Origin of the sequence: Phytomonospora sp. NPDC050363, from assembly GCF_040655735.1 — a bacterium.
In the GTDB taxonomy this organism is placed as follows: Bacteria; Actinomycetota; Actinomycetes; order Mycobacteriales; family Micromonosporaceae; genus Phytomonospora.
This window is the reverse complement of sequence record NZ_JBFAKK010000011.1, coordinates 124,720-140,026: the sequence shown is the minus strand read 5'-3', so window position 1 is coordinate 140,026 and position 15,307 is coordinate 124,720. Positions and strand designations below refer to the sequence as shown.

Genomic DNA, 15,307 nt, shown 5'->3' with positions numbered 1-15,307 from the left:
GTGACCGAGGGACCCGTCTCGGGCGGGTTCACGCGCTGGTGGTCGCAGCTGGTCGCCGACATCGCCGACTGGTACCCGCTGGGCGTGCCCGGGCTGCTGCTGACCCTGCTGATCCTGGCCACCGTCGCCGCGCTGTTCTCGCACGGAACGAGCTGGATGCGCCTTCGCGGGGAACGCCACTACGACGACACCCCCGCCTACGACAAGGCCGAGGAGGTCGCCGACGAGGCCGTCCCCGACCTGCCCGCCGACCGCCTGCGCGCCCGGGCCCGCGCCTACGCCGAGGCCGGCGACCACCGCCTCGCCGTGCGCGAGTGGCTGCGCGCGAGCGTCCGCGACCTCATCGACCGCGAGATCATCGACCACCGGCCCGGCTGGACCGTCACGGAGCTGGCCGGAGCGGCCTCCTCGGCGCTCCCGGCGGCGGCCGCGGCCATGGACGACGCCGCCCGGGTCTTCTCCGACATCTGGTACGGCCAGCACGAGGCGCAGGCCGCCCACTCACGGCACATGGCCGAGCTCGACGCGCAGGTCGCCGCCGCCGCGGGCGGCCGCCTCACCGGGAGCGCGACATGACGACGACCGCGCCCGAGAAGACCACGTTGAAGGCCCCGGTGAAGAAGACCCGCTGGCGGGCGTGGCGGCTGCTGACGCCCTACCTCGTGGCCGTCGCCCTGGTCATCCTCACCATCGTCGCGGTGTCCGTCGAATCCCCTGACACCGGCGACGCCGAGTACCTCTCCCCCACCGCCACCGGCGACTTCGGCGGGAGTGTCCTCGCCGGCCGCCTCGCCGAGCAGGGCGTCGAGGTGCGGACCGTCACCGACGCCGACGAGGCCGTCGAACTCGCCGCCCGGCCCGGCTCGGTCCTGTTCATCCCCGCCGTCGACTACCTGCGCGGCGACCAGCTCGCCGAGCTTGCCTCCCTTCCCCCTGACACCCGCATCGTGCTGGTCAAGCCCGGACAGCTGCGCCTGACGATGCTGACCGGCCTCACCGTCGCCGAGACCCGTCTGGCCACCGGACTCGCCGACCCCGGCTGCACCCTCGCCGAGGCGGCCGCGGCCGGCCCCGCCGAGGTCTTCAGCGACCGCTACACCACACCGCGGCCCCCGGAGGGCGAGCAGAAGGTGGCGATCGGCATGCCCTGCTACGGCGGTTCGCTGACGGCGATCCCGGCGAGCGAGGTCATGCCCGAGACGATCGTGGTCGGCGCGGCCGACCCGTTCACCAACGGCCGCATCAACGCCGCCGGGAACAGCGCCCTCGCCGTCGGGCTGCTGTCGGCGGGCTCCCATCTGGTGTGGCTCGACCTCCACGCCACCGAGCCGCTCCCGCCGCAGGAGACCGTCGAGCAGGAGCAGGAGCCCTACGAGCCTCCGCCCGCGAGCAGCCCGGAGAACCCCCTCTACAAGGCGTTCCCGTCATGGGTGTGGGCAATGCTCATCGGCCTTCTCGCCCTGTTCGCGCTCGCCGCGATGGCTCGCGGGCGCAGGCTCGGCCCGCCGGTCGTGGAGCCGCTGCCGGTGCAGGTCCCGGCCGCCGAGACCGTCTACGGCCGGGCGCGCCTGTACCGCAGGGGCGCCAGCCGCGAGGCGGCGCTCCAGGCGATGCGCGACGGTGCGCTCAGCCGGATGCTCCCGGTGGTGGGCCTCTCCTCGAAGTCCGACCGCTCCCAGGTCGTCTCGACCGTCGCGGCCCGCGCCGGCTGGGACGACCAGCAGGTGCGCAACGTCTTGTTCGGGCCCGAGCCGGGCTCCGACCAGGACCTGCTCAACTCGATCCACGCGCTCGACACGCTGGAGAACGCCGTCCTCGGCGAGCGCCCTCATGAAAGGCACCGAAGGTGACCGAGAATCCCGTCAGCGCCACGGCCGGGGCCAGGTGGTCGGGCTCCGCGTCCGTGTCACCGAGCCCGTCCGTCTCCGCGCCGCAGGTCAGCGCGGCCGACATGGCCCGCGCGCGGGCGGCTCTCGGCCGCCTCCGCGACGAGGTCGGCAAGGTGATCGTCGGTCAGCAGGCGACGGTGTCCGGGCTGGTCATCGGCCTGTTGTGCCGGGGGCACATCCTCCTGGAGGGCGTGCCCGGTGTCGCCAAGACGCTGATCGTGCGGACGCTGGCGGCCGCGTTGTCGCTGGACACCAAGCGCCTGCAGTTCACGCCCGACCTGATGCCGGGCGACGTGACCGGTTCGCTGATCTACGACACGCACTCCTCGGCCTTCGAGTTCCGGCAGGGCCCGGTCTTCACGAACCTGCTGCTGGCCGACGAGATCAACCGGACGCCGCCGAAGACGCAGGCGGCGCTGCTGGAGGTCATGGAGGAGCGGCAGGTCACCGTCGAGGGCGTGCCGCGCAAGCTGCCCGAGCCGTTCCTGGTCGCCGCGACGCAGAACCCGGTGGAGTACGAGGGGACCTATCCGCTGCCCGAGGCGCAGCTGGACCGGTTCCTGCTGAAGCTGACCGTCGAGCCGCCCTCGCGGGAGGAGGAGCTGAACGTGCTGCGCAAGCACCACGCCGGTTTCGACCCGCGCGACCTGGCCGCCGCCGGTGTCCGTCCGGTGGCCTCGGCCGAGGACATCGCCGCCGCGCAGCGGGCGGTGGCCTCGACGCAGGTCGCCGACGCGGTGATGGGCTACATCGTCGACATCACGCAGGCGACGCGGCATTCGCCGTCGCTGTCGCTGGGCGCTTCTCCGCGTGCGGCGACGGCGCTGCTGAACGCGTCCAAGGCGTGGGCGTGGCTGGCCGGCCGCGACTACGTGACGCCCGACGACGTGAAGTCGCTGACGCGTCCGTGCCTCCGCCACCGGATCCAAGTGCGGCCCGAGGCCGAGCTGGAGGGCATCGCCTCCGACGACGTGCTGAACTCGCTGCTGGCGACCGTCCCGACGCCGCGATGATCACCTGGCGCCCGGTCGCCGGTTTCGGTGTCCTGCTGCTGACCCTGCCGCTGTGGACGCAGCCGTGGCTGGGGCTGGTGGTGTACCTGCTGCTCCTGGCAGCGGTGTGCCTCGCCGACGCGATGATGGCCGCGCCGCTGGCGCGGGTGGCCATGTGGCGCTCCGGGGACCGGATGGTGCGCCTGACGGGAACGGCGTCGGTGACGCTGCACGTCCGCAACGACGGGCCCCGCACGCTCTACGGCGCCTTGCACGACTCGTGGGTGCCCTCGGCGGGCGCGTCGCCGGCCTCGCAGCCGGTCGTGCTCCCGCCGGGCAAGATCCGCGACCTGGTGACGACGCTGACGCCCACCCGGCGCGGCGACCGGCCCGCCGTGCGCGTCATCCTGCGCTCGTACGGGCCGATGCGGCTGGCCTACCGGCAGACGCCCCGGGTGCGCGCCGAGCGGGTGAGCCCGCCGTGGACGCTGCGCGTGCTGCCGCGCTTCGACTCGCGGCGCCACCTTTCGGAGAAGTACTCGCGGCTGCGGGTGCTCGAAGGCGCGGTCGCCGCGCGCGGGCGCGGGCAGGGCAGCGAGTTCGACTCGTTGCGCGAGTACGTGATCGGCGACGACATCCGCTCCATCGACTGGCGCGCCTCGGCGCGGCGGGAGTCGGTGATCGTCAAGACCTGGCGGCCCGAGCGCGACCGGCGCGTGCTGTGCGTCCTCGACACCGGCCGCACCTCGGCCGTGCAGGTCGGCGACGCCTTGGGCGGCGACCGGGCCGAGCCGCGTCTGGACGCGGCCATCGACGCGGCGCTGCTGCTGTCGGCGGTCGCCGCTCGGGCCGGTGACCGGGTCGACGCGCTGGCCGTCGACACCGAGGTCCGCGCGGTCGTCGAGGGCGGTACGCGCAGGGGTCTGCTGCCGAAGCTGATCCGCGCGCTGGCGCCGCTGGAGCCGGCGCTGGTCGAGACCGACTTCGGGCTCGTCGTCGCCGAGGTCCTCAAGCGCGAGGCCAAACGCGCGCTGGTGGTCATCTTCACCTCGCTGGAGCCCGGCGCGATCGCCGAGTCGCTGCTGCCGGCCCTGCCGCAGTTGTCGTCGCGGCACAAGGTGATCGTGGCGGCCGTGAGCGACCCGGTGATCGCCCGCATGCGCTCCCGTCGCGGGTACGGCGACGGGGACCCCATGGACGTCGCCTACCAGGCTGCCGCCGCGGAGAAGTCCCTCGTGGAGCGCCGCCGGGTCGCGGCGAGCCTGGTGCGCTACGGCGTCGAGGTCGTCGACCAGCCCGCCGACGTGTTCGCCGGCAAGGTCACCGACGCCTACCTGACGCTGAAGGCCAGCGGGCGTCTCTAGGACGCGCCCTGGGCCTGCTCGACGGCCTCGCGCAGCGGGGTCGCGGGGCGTCCCGTCAGGGTCGCCACCGCCTCGGATACGACGTCCATCTCGCCCGTGGCGATGGCCGCGTACGAGGTGATCCAGCCTTCGACCTCCCACTCGGCGGCGCCGTAGGAACCGCGCGAGGCGCGGGCCTCGTCGAGAGTCTCGGGGATGTAGTGCACGCCCCGGCCCGTGGCCGCCGCCAGGACCTCGGCGGTCTCCACCATGGTCAGCGTCCGCGGCCCCGTGAGGTCGTAGGTGCGGCCGTCGTGGCCGTCGGTCATGAGCACCGACGAGGCCGAGTCGGCGACGTCGGCGCGGGCGACCCAGGCGATGCGCCCGCTGCCCGCCGGACCCCGGATGGCGCCGTCGTCCCAGACCATCCCGGGAACGTAGTCGGCGTAGAGACTCGGGCGCAGGAAGGTGTGGGCGAGGCCGGAGGCCTTGATGTACTCCTCGGTGTGGAAGTGGTCGCGCGCGAAGGTGAAGGTCGCCTCGGGCGCGGCGGCGAGGAACGAGAGGTAGACGATCCGGCCGACGCCGGCGGCGACCGCCGCGTCGACGGCCGAGCGGTGCTGTGCGACGCGGTCGGCCGACTCGGTGGCCGAGACGAGGAAGACGGTCGTCACGCCGTCGAAGGCCGCGCGCATGGCCTCGGTGTCGCCGTAGGAGCCGGCGCGCCGGACCTCGGCACCGGGATACGACGGCGCTCGGGAGGGGTCGCGCACGACGAGGGTCATCGCCGCGCCCGCCGCGGCGACGTTCGCCGCGACCGCTCCGCCGATCGCGCCGGTGGCGCCCGTGATGGCCAGTCCGCTCATGGCTCGTTCCTACCAGAGCGGAGAGGGAAAACCGCGAGACCCGGCCACATCGCCGCCGTAGTCTCGGCGTTCATGGACCCTTCGGCTCTCCTGGCCCATCTCGGTCTCGACGCACCGGCCGCCCCGATTCACGGCGGCTGGGCCTCCTGGACCTTCGACCTCGGCGGCTCGCAGATCCTGCGCGTGGCGCGCAGTCCCGAGATCGCCGCCGCGCACCGGCGCGAAGAGCGGCTGCTGCCCGAACTGGCCGCCTACCTCGACTACGCCGTGCCCGTGCCCACCACCGTCGGCGAGTTCGACGGGCACACCTACATGCTCTACCCGCGCCTGCCGGGCCGGGCGCTCCAGCCGGGCGACCGCGTGGGAGACGTGGCGGGGATGCTGCGGCGGCTGCACTCCTTCCCGGTCGAGCGGGCGGCGCGGCTGCTGGGCTGCGAGGTCGACGGCTGGCGCGCGGGCTACCTCGCCGACTGGGAGTGGATGACGCGGAAGGTCCTGCCGCGCCTCGACGCGCCGCTGCGGGCGGAGGTCGAGAGCCGGTACTTCGAGGCGCTGTCGCTGATGGAGGGCTTCACGCCGGTCCTGGTGCACCGCGACCTCGGGACCGAGCACATCCTCTGCGACGCCGGTGGTGTGCCGACCGGGATCATCGACTTCGAGACGGCGACCGCCGGGGATCCGGTGATCGACTTCGTCGGCCTGTGGGCGACCTTCGGCGAGGAGGAGGGGCGGCGGCTGATCGACGCCTACGGTCTCCCGGTGTCGCTGGAGCGGCTGCACTTCTACCTGTGGATGGGCGCGGCGCACGCGATCCGCTACGGCGTCGACGAAGGCGACGAGTCGATCGTCGCCGACGGCGTCGACGGGCTTCGGAAGCGACTGGGGCGGGTGGGCGCGTGAGCACCGAGGATCTGACCGCGCGGGCGCAGGCGCTGTGGTGCGGCCTCGCCGAGGCCCCGGTCGCCTTCGCCACCACCGGGATGGACGTGGCCGTCTCGCCGAGTTCGCTGCTCTGCCCGCCGGGTTGGGTGGGCATCGTCGCCATCGGAGGCGCCGCGATCGCGACCGCGCCCGACGAGCGGTCGGTGGCACTGGTCCGCAAGGCCCTCGTCGGGTTGTCGGCGGGTGAGGTCGTCGACCCCGACGTCATCCGGAAGGTGCTGCCCGTCGCCAAGGTGCTCGGGCCCGCGGCACTGGCCTATGTGGACGCCGATAGTTTCCGGCCGGCGGGGGCCGAGGTGACCGAACTCGATCCGCGCGACCCCGGCATCCTCGCGATGGAGGCCCTCGCGGGCGAGGACGAGGCGGGTGAGGCGAGTCTCGACGACAGCACCTCGCCGGCCTTCGCCGTCGTCCGCGAAGGAGCGGTGGCGGCGGCCTCGGGGTACCGCGTGTGGGCCGGCTCGACCGCGCACATCGGCGTGCTCACTGCGCCGGAGCAACGCGGGCGGGGCCTGGCGAAGGCCGCCGGATCGGCGTCGACGGCCCACGCGCTGGCCGCCGGGCTGCTTCCCCAGTGGCGGGCCCGGATCGACGCTTCCCGGAGTGTCGCGCGAGCCCTCGGGTTCAGCGAGCTCGGCGCCCAGCTCAGCGTGGAACTCGGCTAGGGCCGGGGCTTCGGCCCCGTCGCTCGGCCCTCGTCCGGTCCGGCTTTCTGCCCGGTTCTGCCCCACTATTGGCTACCGGTAGGTAAAGTGCGGCGGATCCTATCGATCCGGAAAGGAGCAACATGACCCGTTTCGCATTACCTCGCATGCGGACAGTGATCGCCGTCGCCGCGGCCATCGCCATGCTCGCCGCCAGCCTCTGGCTGGCACGGCCCGCTTCGGCCGACGCGCCCCCTGAGGGAATCGACGTGTCGGGCCACCAGGGCAACGTGGACTGGGGCGCCGTGGCGGGCGCCGGCATCAAGTTCGCGATGGTCAAGGCGACCGAGGGCACGAGCTACACCAACGACTATTTCGCGCAGCAGTACGTCGGCTCCTTCAACGCCGGACTCATCCGGGGCGCCTACCACTTCGGGCTCCCCAACGCGTCCTCCGGCGCGGCGCAGGCGAACTTCCTCGTCGACAACGGCGGGGCCTGGTCGGCCGACGACCACACGCTCCCGGCGACACTCGACATCGAGTGGAACCCCTACGGCGCCTCCTGCTACGGCATGTCGGGCGCCTCGCTGGTCGCGTGGGTGCACGACTTCGTCAACACCTACAAGGCCCGCACGGGCCGCGATCCGATCATCTACACGGCGGCGAGCTGGTGGAACGACTGCACCGGCGGTGCGACCGACTTCGTCGCCACCAACCCGTTGTGGATCGCGCACTACGGGGTCTCGGCGCCGAACATGCCGAACGGGTGGCCGGTCTACACCTTCTGGCAGTACACGTCGACGGGTTCGGTTCCCGGCGTGAACGGCAACACCGATCGCAACATCTTCAACGGCGGCCTCGACCGATTGCTGGCCCTGGCCAACAACACCTAGCCACCCGCGAAGCGCACCACCCGGCATGCGCCCGGGCCCCGTCACCGGGGCCCGGGCGTTCTCACGGCGAGCCGACGTGACGAAGCTCACTTCCTTGTCCTGCCTGGTATCCGGCGACGGTCTCGCCGTCCGGCTGGTCCCCGAACACGCCGCTGCCGTCGCGGGAGAGCCTGGTCCTTGCCGACATGCTCGCCCAGTTGCGGCACGGCCCGATGCGCGCCGGCCTCATCGCGCCGGTGCTGGCCGTCGTCGGGCAGGTCGCCGCCTACACCTACGTGCCACCGGTGCTGAGGGAGTCCTCCGGGCTCGGCCCGGGCGCCGTCGCCACCGCCCTGGGCCTCTACGGCGTGGCCGGGGTGGTCGGGAACCGCCGGGACGGTGCTGGTGCCGGCCCGCAGGCGTCAGAGCGCGCCCTGAGGTCAGTGCCCGAGCTTCTGCGCGGTCGAACCGTAGAGGGTGTCCCAGACCTGCGCGGTGGCCGCGCGGCTGGCGGCCAGGCGCCCGGCGTTGCGCCGGTAGCGTTCGGCGAGCACGGCGCTCATGAAGGCCCAGCCCGGCGTGCCCGGAGGGGGCGGCGGGGTGACCTTGGCGCCGAGTTCGGCGGCCAGCGCCAGCCCGAGGGAGGTGCGGGCGGGTTCGCGGATCTGGGCGTTGCGGGACAGGAAGTGCCGCACCGCCAGCGCCAGTTCGTCGTCGAGGTCGGACAGGTCGGTCAGGGACGCCCAGGCGGCCAGCGGCGGCGGCATCAGCGGCACCCAGCCCCACACCGCCGGGGAGCGCTCGTGGATGACCACGGTGCCCGCGGCGAGGTCGCCGATGCGCTTGCCCGCCGGGTTGACCAGCATGGTCCACAGGCCCGCGATCCAGGTGATGCCGGGCAGCAGGATGCCGGGGAACTCCAGAGTGAGGCCGACCAGCGCGCGGACGAGCGCGTGCCGGAAGCGGATCGGCCCGCCGTCGTCGCGGACCACGCGCAGCCCGGCGGCGAGCTTGCCGATCGAGCGGCCCTTGCTCAGGGTCTCCACCGTCGCGGGGATCGCCACGAACAAGATCACCAGATTGATGACGAAGATCGCGCCGACGAGCGCGGCGTCGACCTCGATGCCGCCTTCGGCGAGGGAGGCGACCAGGTAGGTCGACACGATCAGCAGCACCACGGCGACGAAGCCGAGGACGAGCAGGTCGAGGGCGAAGGCGAGCATGCGCGAGCCCAGTCTGGCGACGCGCACGTCGAGCTCGACCGCTTCGCCGCTGACGAAGCGGCCCGGAAGGATCGTCGACGCGTCGGCTGCCACCCGCCAAGTGTGCCGTACGGCCGCCCGCCGCCGGGTGCGCGTCTGCGGACGCGGCCGTTGCCGCCGACCGGTACCGTCGCAGCGTGGACCTGGATGCCTACGTCGCCGAACACAACGCCGAGTGGCTGCGCCTCGACCAGCTCAGCCGCGGCGCGCGACTGACGGCCGAGCAGTCCGACGAGCTGATGATGCTCTACCAGCGCGCGGCCACGCACCTGGCGGTCGTGCGCAGCCGCATGCCCGACCCGCTGCTGGTCGCGCGCCTGTCGCAGCTGGTGCTGCGGGCCCGCAGCAGCATCACCGGCACCACCCGCACCTCCCCGCGCCAGCTCGTGCGCTTCTTCACGCACACGTTCCCGGCCTCGGTGTACCGGGCCTGGCCGTGGTGGGTCGGCGTGATCGCCGCCTTCGTCGTGTTCGGCGGCGGACTGATCTGGTACGTCGCGGAGCATCCGGCCACGCAGCTCGCGCTGATGACGCCGACGCAGATCGACCAGCTCGTCAACCAGGACTTCGAGGCCTACTACAGCGAGTTCGCGGCGCAGAACTTCTTCCTGCGGGTGTGGACCAACAACGCCCTGGTGGCCGCGCAGGCGCTGATCGGCGGGGTGCTGATCGTGCCGACGCTGTACGTGCTGTGGCAGAACATCCTCAGCCTCGGCATCACCGGCGGCGTCATGGTCGGCAACGGCGGCGCCGACACGTTCTTCCTGCTCATCGCCCCGCACGGGCTGCTGGAGCTGACGGCGGTGTTCGTCGCCTCCGGGGTCGGGCTGCGGATCGGCTGGTCCTGGATCGCGCCGGGGCCTTCGCTGACACGAGGGCAGTCGCTGGGCGCGGCCGCCCGCTCGGGCGCGATGGTCGCGATGGGACTGGTCGCCGTGCTGTTCGTCAGCGGCCTGGTCGAAGGCTTCGTCACGCCCTTCCTTCCCTCACCGATCGCCATCACGATCGGCGCGCTGGTCTGGATCGGCTTCCTGGCCTACGTGGTGTACTTCGGGCGCCGGGCCGTCGCCGAAGGCGAGACCGGCGACCTGGGCCGTGACGTCGGCTGACGCTGGCGCTTCCCGGCTGGCAGGCCGTATCGTGGCGGGACCGGCCACAGTGGAGCGAGATGGGGGAGGCCCGCGTGGACCTGCGGATCGAACTGGACGCCGCCGAGGGCGATGAGACGGCGCTGTCCGATCTGACCGGGCTGCTGCGCGACGAGGGCGTCCCCTACCGCCTCGCCGAGTCGGACGATCCCCTGGCGATGGGCCCCGATCCGATCGCGATCGTCAACGCCGTGCTGGCCGGCGTCAACACCATCTGCGCGGTCGCGACCCTGGTGGTGAACCTGCGCGCCGGACGCGCCGGACGCATCGTCGCCCCCGACGGCCGCAAAGCCCCGATCGGGCGCGAGCCCGGCGAACTCGGCGAGACCCTGCACGGCTGGATCTTCCCGGACGGGCCGAAAGAGCCCTAGCGTGGAGATCGCCAACAGGTACGCGCGACTGTACGGGGTGCGCGACTACCAGCCGCTGAGCGGAATCCCGGAACTCCCCGCCGCCGAGACCAACCTCGATCTCCTCCACAGCGCGCTGGAGGCCTGGGGCTTCACCGTCAACGCCGTGCTCAATCCCGTGCGGGAGCAGATAACCGTCGACCTGAGCGTCTCGGCCCGCCGGGTCGGCGCCGACGATCTCTTCCTGCTCTACCTCACCGGGCACTCCTTCCCCGGCGAGGGCAGCCGCGACATCTACTTCGCCACCGGCAACACCCACGACCCCGGCGACATCAGCGAACACGGCCTCGCCCTCGACCGGATCATCGACCGCCTCGGGAGAGTCCGCGCCAGGGCGAAGGTCTTGATCCTCGACTCCTGCTACTCCGGCGCCGTCGCGCACCTGCCCCGCACCCTCGACATCTCCCCGGCCGGCACCAGCCTCGCCGTGATGGCCTCCAGCCGGCTCGGGAGGAAGTCCTTCGTCGTGGCCACCGGTCCCGAAGAGGACCCCTTATCGGTCTACACCCGGGCCTTGCTGGCCGCGATCGCCGGCTTCGAGGACGCCGGCGCCGAGACCGTCTCCCTCGCCGAGTTCACCGACTCCGTCCACCACGCGATGGCCTCGGGGTCCGCAGGGCAGGAACCGCGCCATCTCGTCCACGGGCTCGGCGGCGTGCCACTGCTCAAGCGCAGACCGCCCGCGCGGCCCTTCGGACACCTTCAGAACGGCTTCGGTGCCACAGTGGAGACCGGACCGGACTTCGCCGACCTCGGCGGCCTCGCCTCGGCCGTCGGCGGCGATCCCGACCGGGGCTACCGGGCCCGGGCCGGGCGGCTGCGCCGGGTCACCAACGAGCGCACCGTCATCCGGACGGTCAACGCCGAGGGCCAGACCACGATGATCAAGACCGTCACGCGGCAGACGATCGAGGAGTGGGACCACGCGCCGCCCGCCGCGATCCGCTCCTCCAACGAGGCCCGATACCGCCTCTCGCTGCCCGATCAGCCCACCGAACCCGAAGAGGAAGCCCGAGGGACATGACCGACCCGACCGAAGGTTCAGCGGCCGAACTCGCCGAGGTCGTCGCCGAGCAGCTGCACACGATCCGCGACCTGCGCCGGGAACTGGACCGCCTGCGCGAGCGCTACGGCGTCCTCGACGTGCGGGTCCACCGGCTGGAGTCGGCGGCGAAGTCGCCGGGGCGCGGCGGACCGATCGACTGGACGCGGCTCGACGGTGCCGAGCGCGCCCGGGTCCTCGCCGAGCTCGCCGGCTTCGTCGGCGGGCTCGTCGAAGGCGAGCGGCTGCACGACGCCGTGGCGCCCTGCTGGTGGCGGCACGCGGCCGCCGTCGAAGAGCTGGGCGCGCTGTGGCAGGCCCGGGAGTACGCCTACGGTCCCGGCCGCGAGGCCGACCTGCCGTGCTGGTGGCGCGAGGTCCTCGACCGCGCGATCCCCCGCCTGCGTGTGCTTTTCGCGCCCTGCGCCGAGGGCCACACCGAGCCGGCCCCGTCACGGTCCGAAGTGGACGATGCCGGCTTGGCGGCGCACCTCGCGGAGCTGCGCGCCGAGGCGGGTTAGGGCGTGTCCGGTGGATCACCGCGGGGCTGGGGCTCGTCGCGCCCCTGGAGTGCACCATCGCTTCGGCCGAGTACAACACCGGTACCAGGTGGTGTCCTGGTGATCATGGGAGCCAGATCGTGATGGCGGCGATGAGCAGGCTGGCGGGTGGATGGAGGCGTACGGCGTCTCCGTCCACGCGGTCCGCCGTGCGGCCGGCAAGGTGATGAAGGGCCCGCGTTTCAGTCCGCCCGGCGCCGCCGACGTTCTCGGCCTCACCCCCGTCTACCGGCCGCGCGCCTGACGGGCCCCCGCCCCCGCGTCCGGCGGTCGCCCCTTCCCAGGACCGGGAAGTCCTCTCCCGAAAACGGGAAGAAGGATTCCGCCGCCGGGCAAGCAATGGATGTGACGACACTTCACTCCGACATCCTCGGCCTCGTCGCGCGCGGCAGTCCCCGCCGCGAGGCCACCACTGCCGAGGCCGATCCGGCTGACATCGGGACCCGCGAGGGCTTCATCGTCCTCTTCGACCGGTACGCCGCCGCGCTGCACCGCTACTGCGCGCGCCGCGTCGGCCCCGACGTCGCCGAGGACATCGTCTCCCAGACGTACCTCACGGCCTTCGCCAAGCGGCACCGGTACGACCCGGCCCGCGCGTCGGCGATCTCCTGGCTGTACGGCATCTGCACCAACCTCCTCCGGCGGCACCGCCGCGGCGAGGCGCGCGCCCTGCGGACCCTCGCCCGAACCGGCGTAGATCCCCTCGCCGACTCCGGTTCGGTCGACCGCAGCCTCGACCGGGTGGCCGCGCAGAGCGAGTCCCGGCGCCTCGCCGAGGCCCTCGCCTCGCTGAAGGCCGGGCAGCGGGAAGTGCTCCTGCTGTTCGCGGTCGCCGAGTTGTCGTACACGGAGATCGCCGCAGCCCTTCGCGTCCCCGAGGGCACCGTCGCCTCCCGCCTCGCCCGCGCGAAGGCACACCTGCGCCGCAAGCTCGCCGACCCCCACACGACATCCCGACGGAGCACGCCATGACCGACACCAACGACCACCTCGCCGAGGTCGCGGCCTTCCGCGACGGCTTCGACGCCGACACCACCCCCCGGATGGCATCCATGCGTGCCACCGTCTTGAAGGGAACCGCCATGCAGACCACGACCCGCCGCACCTCGTATCGCCTCGCCGCACTCGCCCTGCCCGTTGCCGCCGCGGTGGCGATCGGCGTGGGCGTTGTCGTCGCCGACGACGACGACGACAAGAACCCGACCGGCGAACAGAAGCAGACGCAGACCTCCGACCTGGCCACTATGGCGGCGGGCGACGTCCTCGCCCTCGCCGCGAACAACGTCGACAAGTACGCCTCGTACGACGCGGCCGACGGCGCCTTCGTGTACCGCCGCACTACCGGCCAGGTCCTCGACGACGACGCCGGCGCGCTGGTCGACTACACAGCCGACCGCTGGTACCAGGTCGACCACGGGATGCGCGTGGTCGTGCAGCACAGCACCGTCGACGGTGAGGAGGACCCGAAGGGAACCTTCGACCTGCGTCAGGACGAGGGCTACGACCTGCCGTTCGACGAGGCCGACGCGGGCCTGTGGTCACCCAGCGAGGCGTGGCTGGCGGCCCTGCCGACGGAATCGGCCGCGCTGCTGACGGTGCTGCTGGAGCAGTCGACGGCGTACGTGCACGCCGAGTACCAGGACACCGGCTGGTACGACGGCCGAGAGGAGCTGTTCGTGGCCGACATGTCCATGGTCGTGCTGGCCAACGCGAGCGCGATCATGACGTCCGAGACGCGCGCGGCCTTCTTCGGAATGCTGTCCACGATGGACGAGGTGACCCGCGTTGACGGCATGGTCGAAGACGGTCTCGGCCGCGAGGGAGTGGCCTTCGCGCTGACGGTCACCTTCCCCGGGGCCGATGGTGCCGACGCCCCGTACACGAGGGAGATCATCCTCGACCCGAACACCAGCGCGATCCTCGGCACCCGCCAGTCCGACGGCGGGAGTGTCGTGGAACTCATGGCATTCGAAGACGAGGTCGTCGCCGAAATCGGAGACTGACCGCGCCGCGAGAAACCGACGGGGATGGGCGACGGGCGGCGGAAACGCCGGTCGTCGCCCTCGCATGACGGGCGCCCAGGGTGCCCGCGCACATCCCGGCCGGCCGGCGCCGCCGCGACGGCCCGCCTCTCCACCGGGTCCCGCGAGCCGTGCGCTCGGCGAACTGCCGTCACCGCGCGGTCTCCCGAGCCCTCGCCGGACCCTCCGGGGCCGGGCCCCGCTCGGGCCGAAGGACGCGGTCCGCCGCTCAGCGGCCAGCGGATGACCGCGCTCGTGCGCGTCGATCATCCACTCGTGCCTCACGTCCAGCCACCGCAGCCACTCGACGCCCTCGGCGACCTGTTCGCACTGCGCCGAGAGCCTGCCGGGCGTCTGCCGTCCGGTCGTCCACACCCGCTCGGATCCCGTGCGGCCTGAGACCGATCTCCCGGTACACCGTGATCCGCAGCGGCGTGACCTGGGCCAAACGCGCCTCCATCCACCACGCCGGTCTCCCGCCTCGCACCCACGAGACAAGCCCTAGCAGCGGTCGATGTAGACGCAGCTGGTCGACACCAGGACGGGCATCGCGTTGAGGAAGCCGGTGAGCAGCACCTCGGGGTCGTCGATGAGGGTGATGTCGTCGTGCCCGGCGTCGGCGTTGGCCTGCGCGGCCTCGGCGGCGATCATCGAGATGGCCCCCCACAGATCGCCGGCCTGGTGGGCGAACAGCCACATGTGGTAGACGTCGTAGCCGACCGTGGCCCGCGCCGCGTTGGGCATGCCGATCTGGAAGCCGCCGAGGTGGGTCGGCGAGTTGCCCAGTCCGAGCGCCAGCGGCCGGATCTGGTGGCCGCGCGCGAACTCCAGCGCGGCCGGTCCGCTGGTCCGCAGCCGGACGAGCAGGCCGTCCTTGAGCAGGCCCTCGAACAGTGAAGCGGGTTCGCGCACCCCGGCTCGCTCGGCGGCGTCCTCGACCATCGCGCGCGTCGTCGGGGCCGAACCGACCAGTTCGGGGTCGCCGTGCGCCACCGCCCACACGGCGTACTCGGCGGCGCTCAGGGAGAAGACGCCGTCGCGGTAGCGGACCTCGAAGGACTCCGGCGCCTCGGCGTCGGGCCGGGTGTACATCGGGCCGGCGAAGTGGCCGACGGGCAAGACGAGCTCCACATTGGAGTTGTCCAGGCCTTCGGCGCCGTATTCGGCGACCTCCTGGCGCAGGCGCCGGGCCTCGGCCAGCAGCGCGCCGACGTCGGCCGCTCCCGAGTTGTTCGGTGACACCACCGCAAGCCCCCTCCACCCGTGTCCTTGACCGGTCTCATTCTGCGCGAGGCGCGGCACCGTCACAAGGGCCA

At 72.6% G+C, this 15,307-nt stretch carries 17 protein-coding genes; 14 read left to right on the top strand and 3 right to left on the bottom strand.

The genetic code is table 11. From position 1 onward, the window contains the following. The 4 genes from AB0I28_RS27395 to AB0I28_RS27380 all read left to right on the top strand — a co-directional run bounded on the left by AB0I28_RS27395 (position 1) and on the right by AB0I28_RS27380 (position 4,245). Positions 1–576, top strand: coding sequence for a DUF4129 domain-containing protein (locus AB0I28_RS27395; protein ID WP_357498009.1), 576 nt, complete (start codon positions 1–3; stop codon positions 574–576). Then, on the top strand, positions 573–1,850 hold the full coding sequence (locus AB0I28_RS27390) for a DUF4350 domain-containing protein (RefSeq protein WP_357498007.1): 1,278 nt from the start codon (positions 573–575) through the stop codon (positions 1,848–1,850). The genes AB0I28_RS27395 and AB0I28_RS27390 overlap by 4 nt, the downstream gene beginning before the upstream one ends. 101 nt (positions 1,851–1,951) lie before the next feature. Beyond that, positions 1,952–2,902, top strand: coding sequence for a MoxR family ATPase (locus AB0I28_RS27385; RefSeq protein ID WP_357498269.1), 951 nt, complete (start codon positions 1,952–1,954; stop codon positions 2,900–2,902). Then, a complete protein-coding gene (locus AB0I28_RS27380; protein ID WP_357498005.1) occupies positions 2,899–4,245 on the top strand; it encodes a DUF58 domain-containing protein in 1,347 nt (448 codons plus the stop codon). The genes AB0I28_RS27385 and AB0I28_RS27380 overlap by 4 nt, the downstream gene beginning before the upstream one ends. On the opposite strand, the gene AB0I28_RS27375 is transcribed toward AB0I28_RS27380, so the two are convergent. Then, positions 4,242–5,090 carry an SDR family oxidoreductase gene (locus AB0I28_RS27375; RefSeq protein WP_357498003.1) on the bottom strand — a complete coding sequence of 283 codons (849 nt, stop codon included), beginning with the start codon at positions 5,088–5,090 and terminating at the stop codon, positions 4,242–4,244. The two genes, AB0I28_RS27380 and AB0I28_RS27375, sit on opposite strands and share 4 nt — an antisense overlap. Positions 5,091–5,162: 72 nt before the next feature. Here AB0I28_RS27375 and AB0I28_RS27370 point away from each other — a divergent pair, with 72 nt between their 5' ends. The 3 genes from AB0I28_RS27370 to AB0I28_RS27360 all read left to right on the top strand — a co-directional run bounded on the left by AB0I28_RS27370 (position 5,163) and on the right by AB0I28_RS27360 (position 7,569). Next, the gene (locus AB0I28_RS27370) at positions 5,163–5,990 is read left to right on the top strand and encodes an aminoglycoside phosphotransferase family protein (protein WP_357498001.1); all 828 of its coding nucleotides are present in this window, start codon (positions 5,163–5,165) and stop codon (positions 5,988–5,990) included. Then, complete coding sequence (locus AB0I28_RS27365; RefSeq protein ID WP_357497999.1) at positions 5,987–6,697, top strand: GNAT family N-acetyltransferase; 711 nt, start codon at positions 5,987–5,989, stop codon at positions 6,695–6,697. Before AB0I28_RS27370 ends, AB0I28_RS27365 begins: the two co-directional genes overlap by 4 nt. Positions 6,698–6,843: 146 nt before the next feature. Continuing rightward, on the top strand, positions 6,844–7,569 hold the full coding sequence (locus tag AB0I28_RS27360) for a lysozyme (protein WP_357497998.1): 726 nt from the start codon (positions 6,844–6,846) through the stop codon (positions 7,567–7,569). Between the two features lie 419 nt (positions 7,570–7,988). Here AB0I28_RS27360 and AB0I28_RS27355 read toward each other — a convergent pair whose 3' ends face one another. After that, on the bottom strand, positions 7,989–8,864 hold the full coding sequence (locus AB0I28_RS27355; RefSeq protein WP_357497997.1) for an RDD family protein: 876 nt from the start codon (positions 8,862–8,864) through the stop codon (positions 7,989–7,991). Between the two features lie 83 nt (positions 8,865–8,947). Here AB0I28_RS27355 and AB0I28_RS27350 point away from each other — a divergent pair, with 83 nt between their 5' ends. From AB0I28_RS27350 to AB0I28_RS27320, 7 genes are all read left to right on the top strand, one after another. Next, on the top strand, positions 8,948–9,919 hold the full coding sequence (locus AB0I28_RS27350) for a stage II sporulation protein M (protein ID WP_357497995.1): 972 nt from the start codon (positions 8,948–8,950) through the stop codon (positions 9,917–9,919). A gap of 74 nt (positions 9,920–9,993) precedes the next feature. Further along, positions 9,994–10,329, top strand: coding sequence for a hypothetical protein (locus AB0I28_RS27345; protein ID WP_357497993.1), 336 nt, complete (start codon positions 9,994–9,996; stop codon positions 10,327–10,329). Position 10,330: 1 nt separating this feature from the next. Next, on the top strand, positions 10,331–11,392 hold the full coding sequence (locus AB0I28_RS27340) for a caspase family protein (RefSeq protein ID WP_357497991.1): 1,062 nt from the start codon (positions 10,331–10,333) through the stop codon (positions 11,390–11,392). Further along, positions 11,389–11,931 carry a DUF4913 domain-containing protein gene (locus AB0I28_RS27335; RefSeq protein ID WP_357497990.1) on the top strand — a complete coding sequence of 181 codons (543 nt, stop codon included), beginning with the start codon at positions 11,389–11,391 and terminating at the stop codon, positions 11,929–11,931. Before AB0I28_RS27340 ends, AB0I28_RS27335 begins: the two co-directional genes overlap by 4 nt. A 151-nt stretch (positions 11,932–12,082) precedes the next feature. Next, the gene (locus AB0I28_RS27330; RefSeq protein ID WP_357497988.1) at positions 12,083–12,214 is read left to right on the top strand and encodes a hypothetical protein; all 132 of its coding nucleotides are present in this window, start codon (positions 12,083–12,085) and stop codon (positions 12,212–12,214) included. A gap of 101 nt (positions 12,215–12,315) precedes the next feature. Further along, on the top strand, positions 12,316–12,942 hold the full coding sequence (locus tag AB0I28_RS27325; RefSeq protein ID WP_357497986.1) for an RNA polymerase sigma factor: 627 nt from the start codon (positions 12,316–12,318) through the stop codon (positions 12,940–12,942). After that, positions 12,939–13,973 (top strand): hypothetical protein, encoded by a 1,035-nt coding sequence (locus tag AB0I28_RS27320; protein ID WP_357497984.1) that lies wholly within the window; start codon positions 12,939–12,941, stop codon positions 13,971–13,973. The genes AB0I28_RS27325 and AB0I28_RS27320 overlap by 4 nt, the downstream gene beginning before the upstream one ends. Positions 13,974–14,492: 519 nt before the next feature. Here the strand turns inward: AB0I28_RS27320 and AB0I28_RS27315 are convergent. Beyond that, complete coding sequence (locus tag AB0I28_RS27315; RefSeq protein WP_357497982.1) at positions 14,493–15,236, bottom strand: hypothetical protein; 744 nt, start codon at positions 15,234–15,236, stop codon at positions 14,493–14,495. Between the last annotated feature and the right edge of the window lie 71 nt (positions 15,237–15,307).

Excerpts from the sequence above, each read along its gene's own strand:
- AB0I28_RS27375 (WP_357498003.1), bottom strand. The coding sequence starts at position 5,090 with ATGAGCGGACTGGCCATCACGGGCGCCACCGGCGCGATCGGCGGAGCG.
- AB0I28_RS27385 (WP_357498269.1), top strand. The coding sequence starts at position 1,952 with ATGGCCCGCGCGCGGGCGGCTCTCGGCCGCCTCCGCGACGAGGTCGGC.
- AB0I28_RS27370 (WP_357498001.1), top strand. The coding sequence starts at position 5,163 with ATGGACCCTTCGGCTCTCCTGGCCCATCTCGGTCTCGACGCACCGGCC.
- AB0I28_RS27330 (WP_357497988.1), top strand. The coding sequence starts at position 12,083 with ATGGAGGCGTACGGCGTCTCCGTCCACGCGGTCCGCCGTGCGGCCGGC.
- AB0I28_RS27360 (WP_357497998.1), top strand. The coding sequence starts at position 6,844 with ATGCGGACAGTGATCGCCGTCGCCGCGGCCATCGCCATGCTCGCCGCC.
- AB0I28_RS27335 (WP_357497990.1), top strand. The coding sequence starts at position 11,389 with ATGACCGACCCGACCGAAGGTTCAGCGGCCGAACTCGCCGAGGTCGTC.
- AB0I28_RS27380 (WP_357498005.1), top strand. The coding sequence starts at position 2,899 with ATGATCACCTGGCGCCCGGTCGCCGGTTTCGGTGTCCTGCTGCTGACC.
- AB0I28_RS27320 (WP_357497984.1), top strand. The coding sequence starts at position 12,939 with ATGACCGACACCAACGACCACCTCGCCGAGGTCGCGGCCTTCCGCGAC.
- AB0I28_RS27390 (WP_357498007.1), top strand. The coding sequence starts at position 573 with ATGACGACGACCGCGCCCGAGAAGACCACGTTGAAGGCCCCGGTGAAG.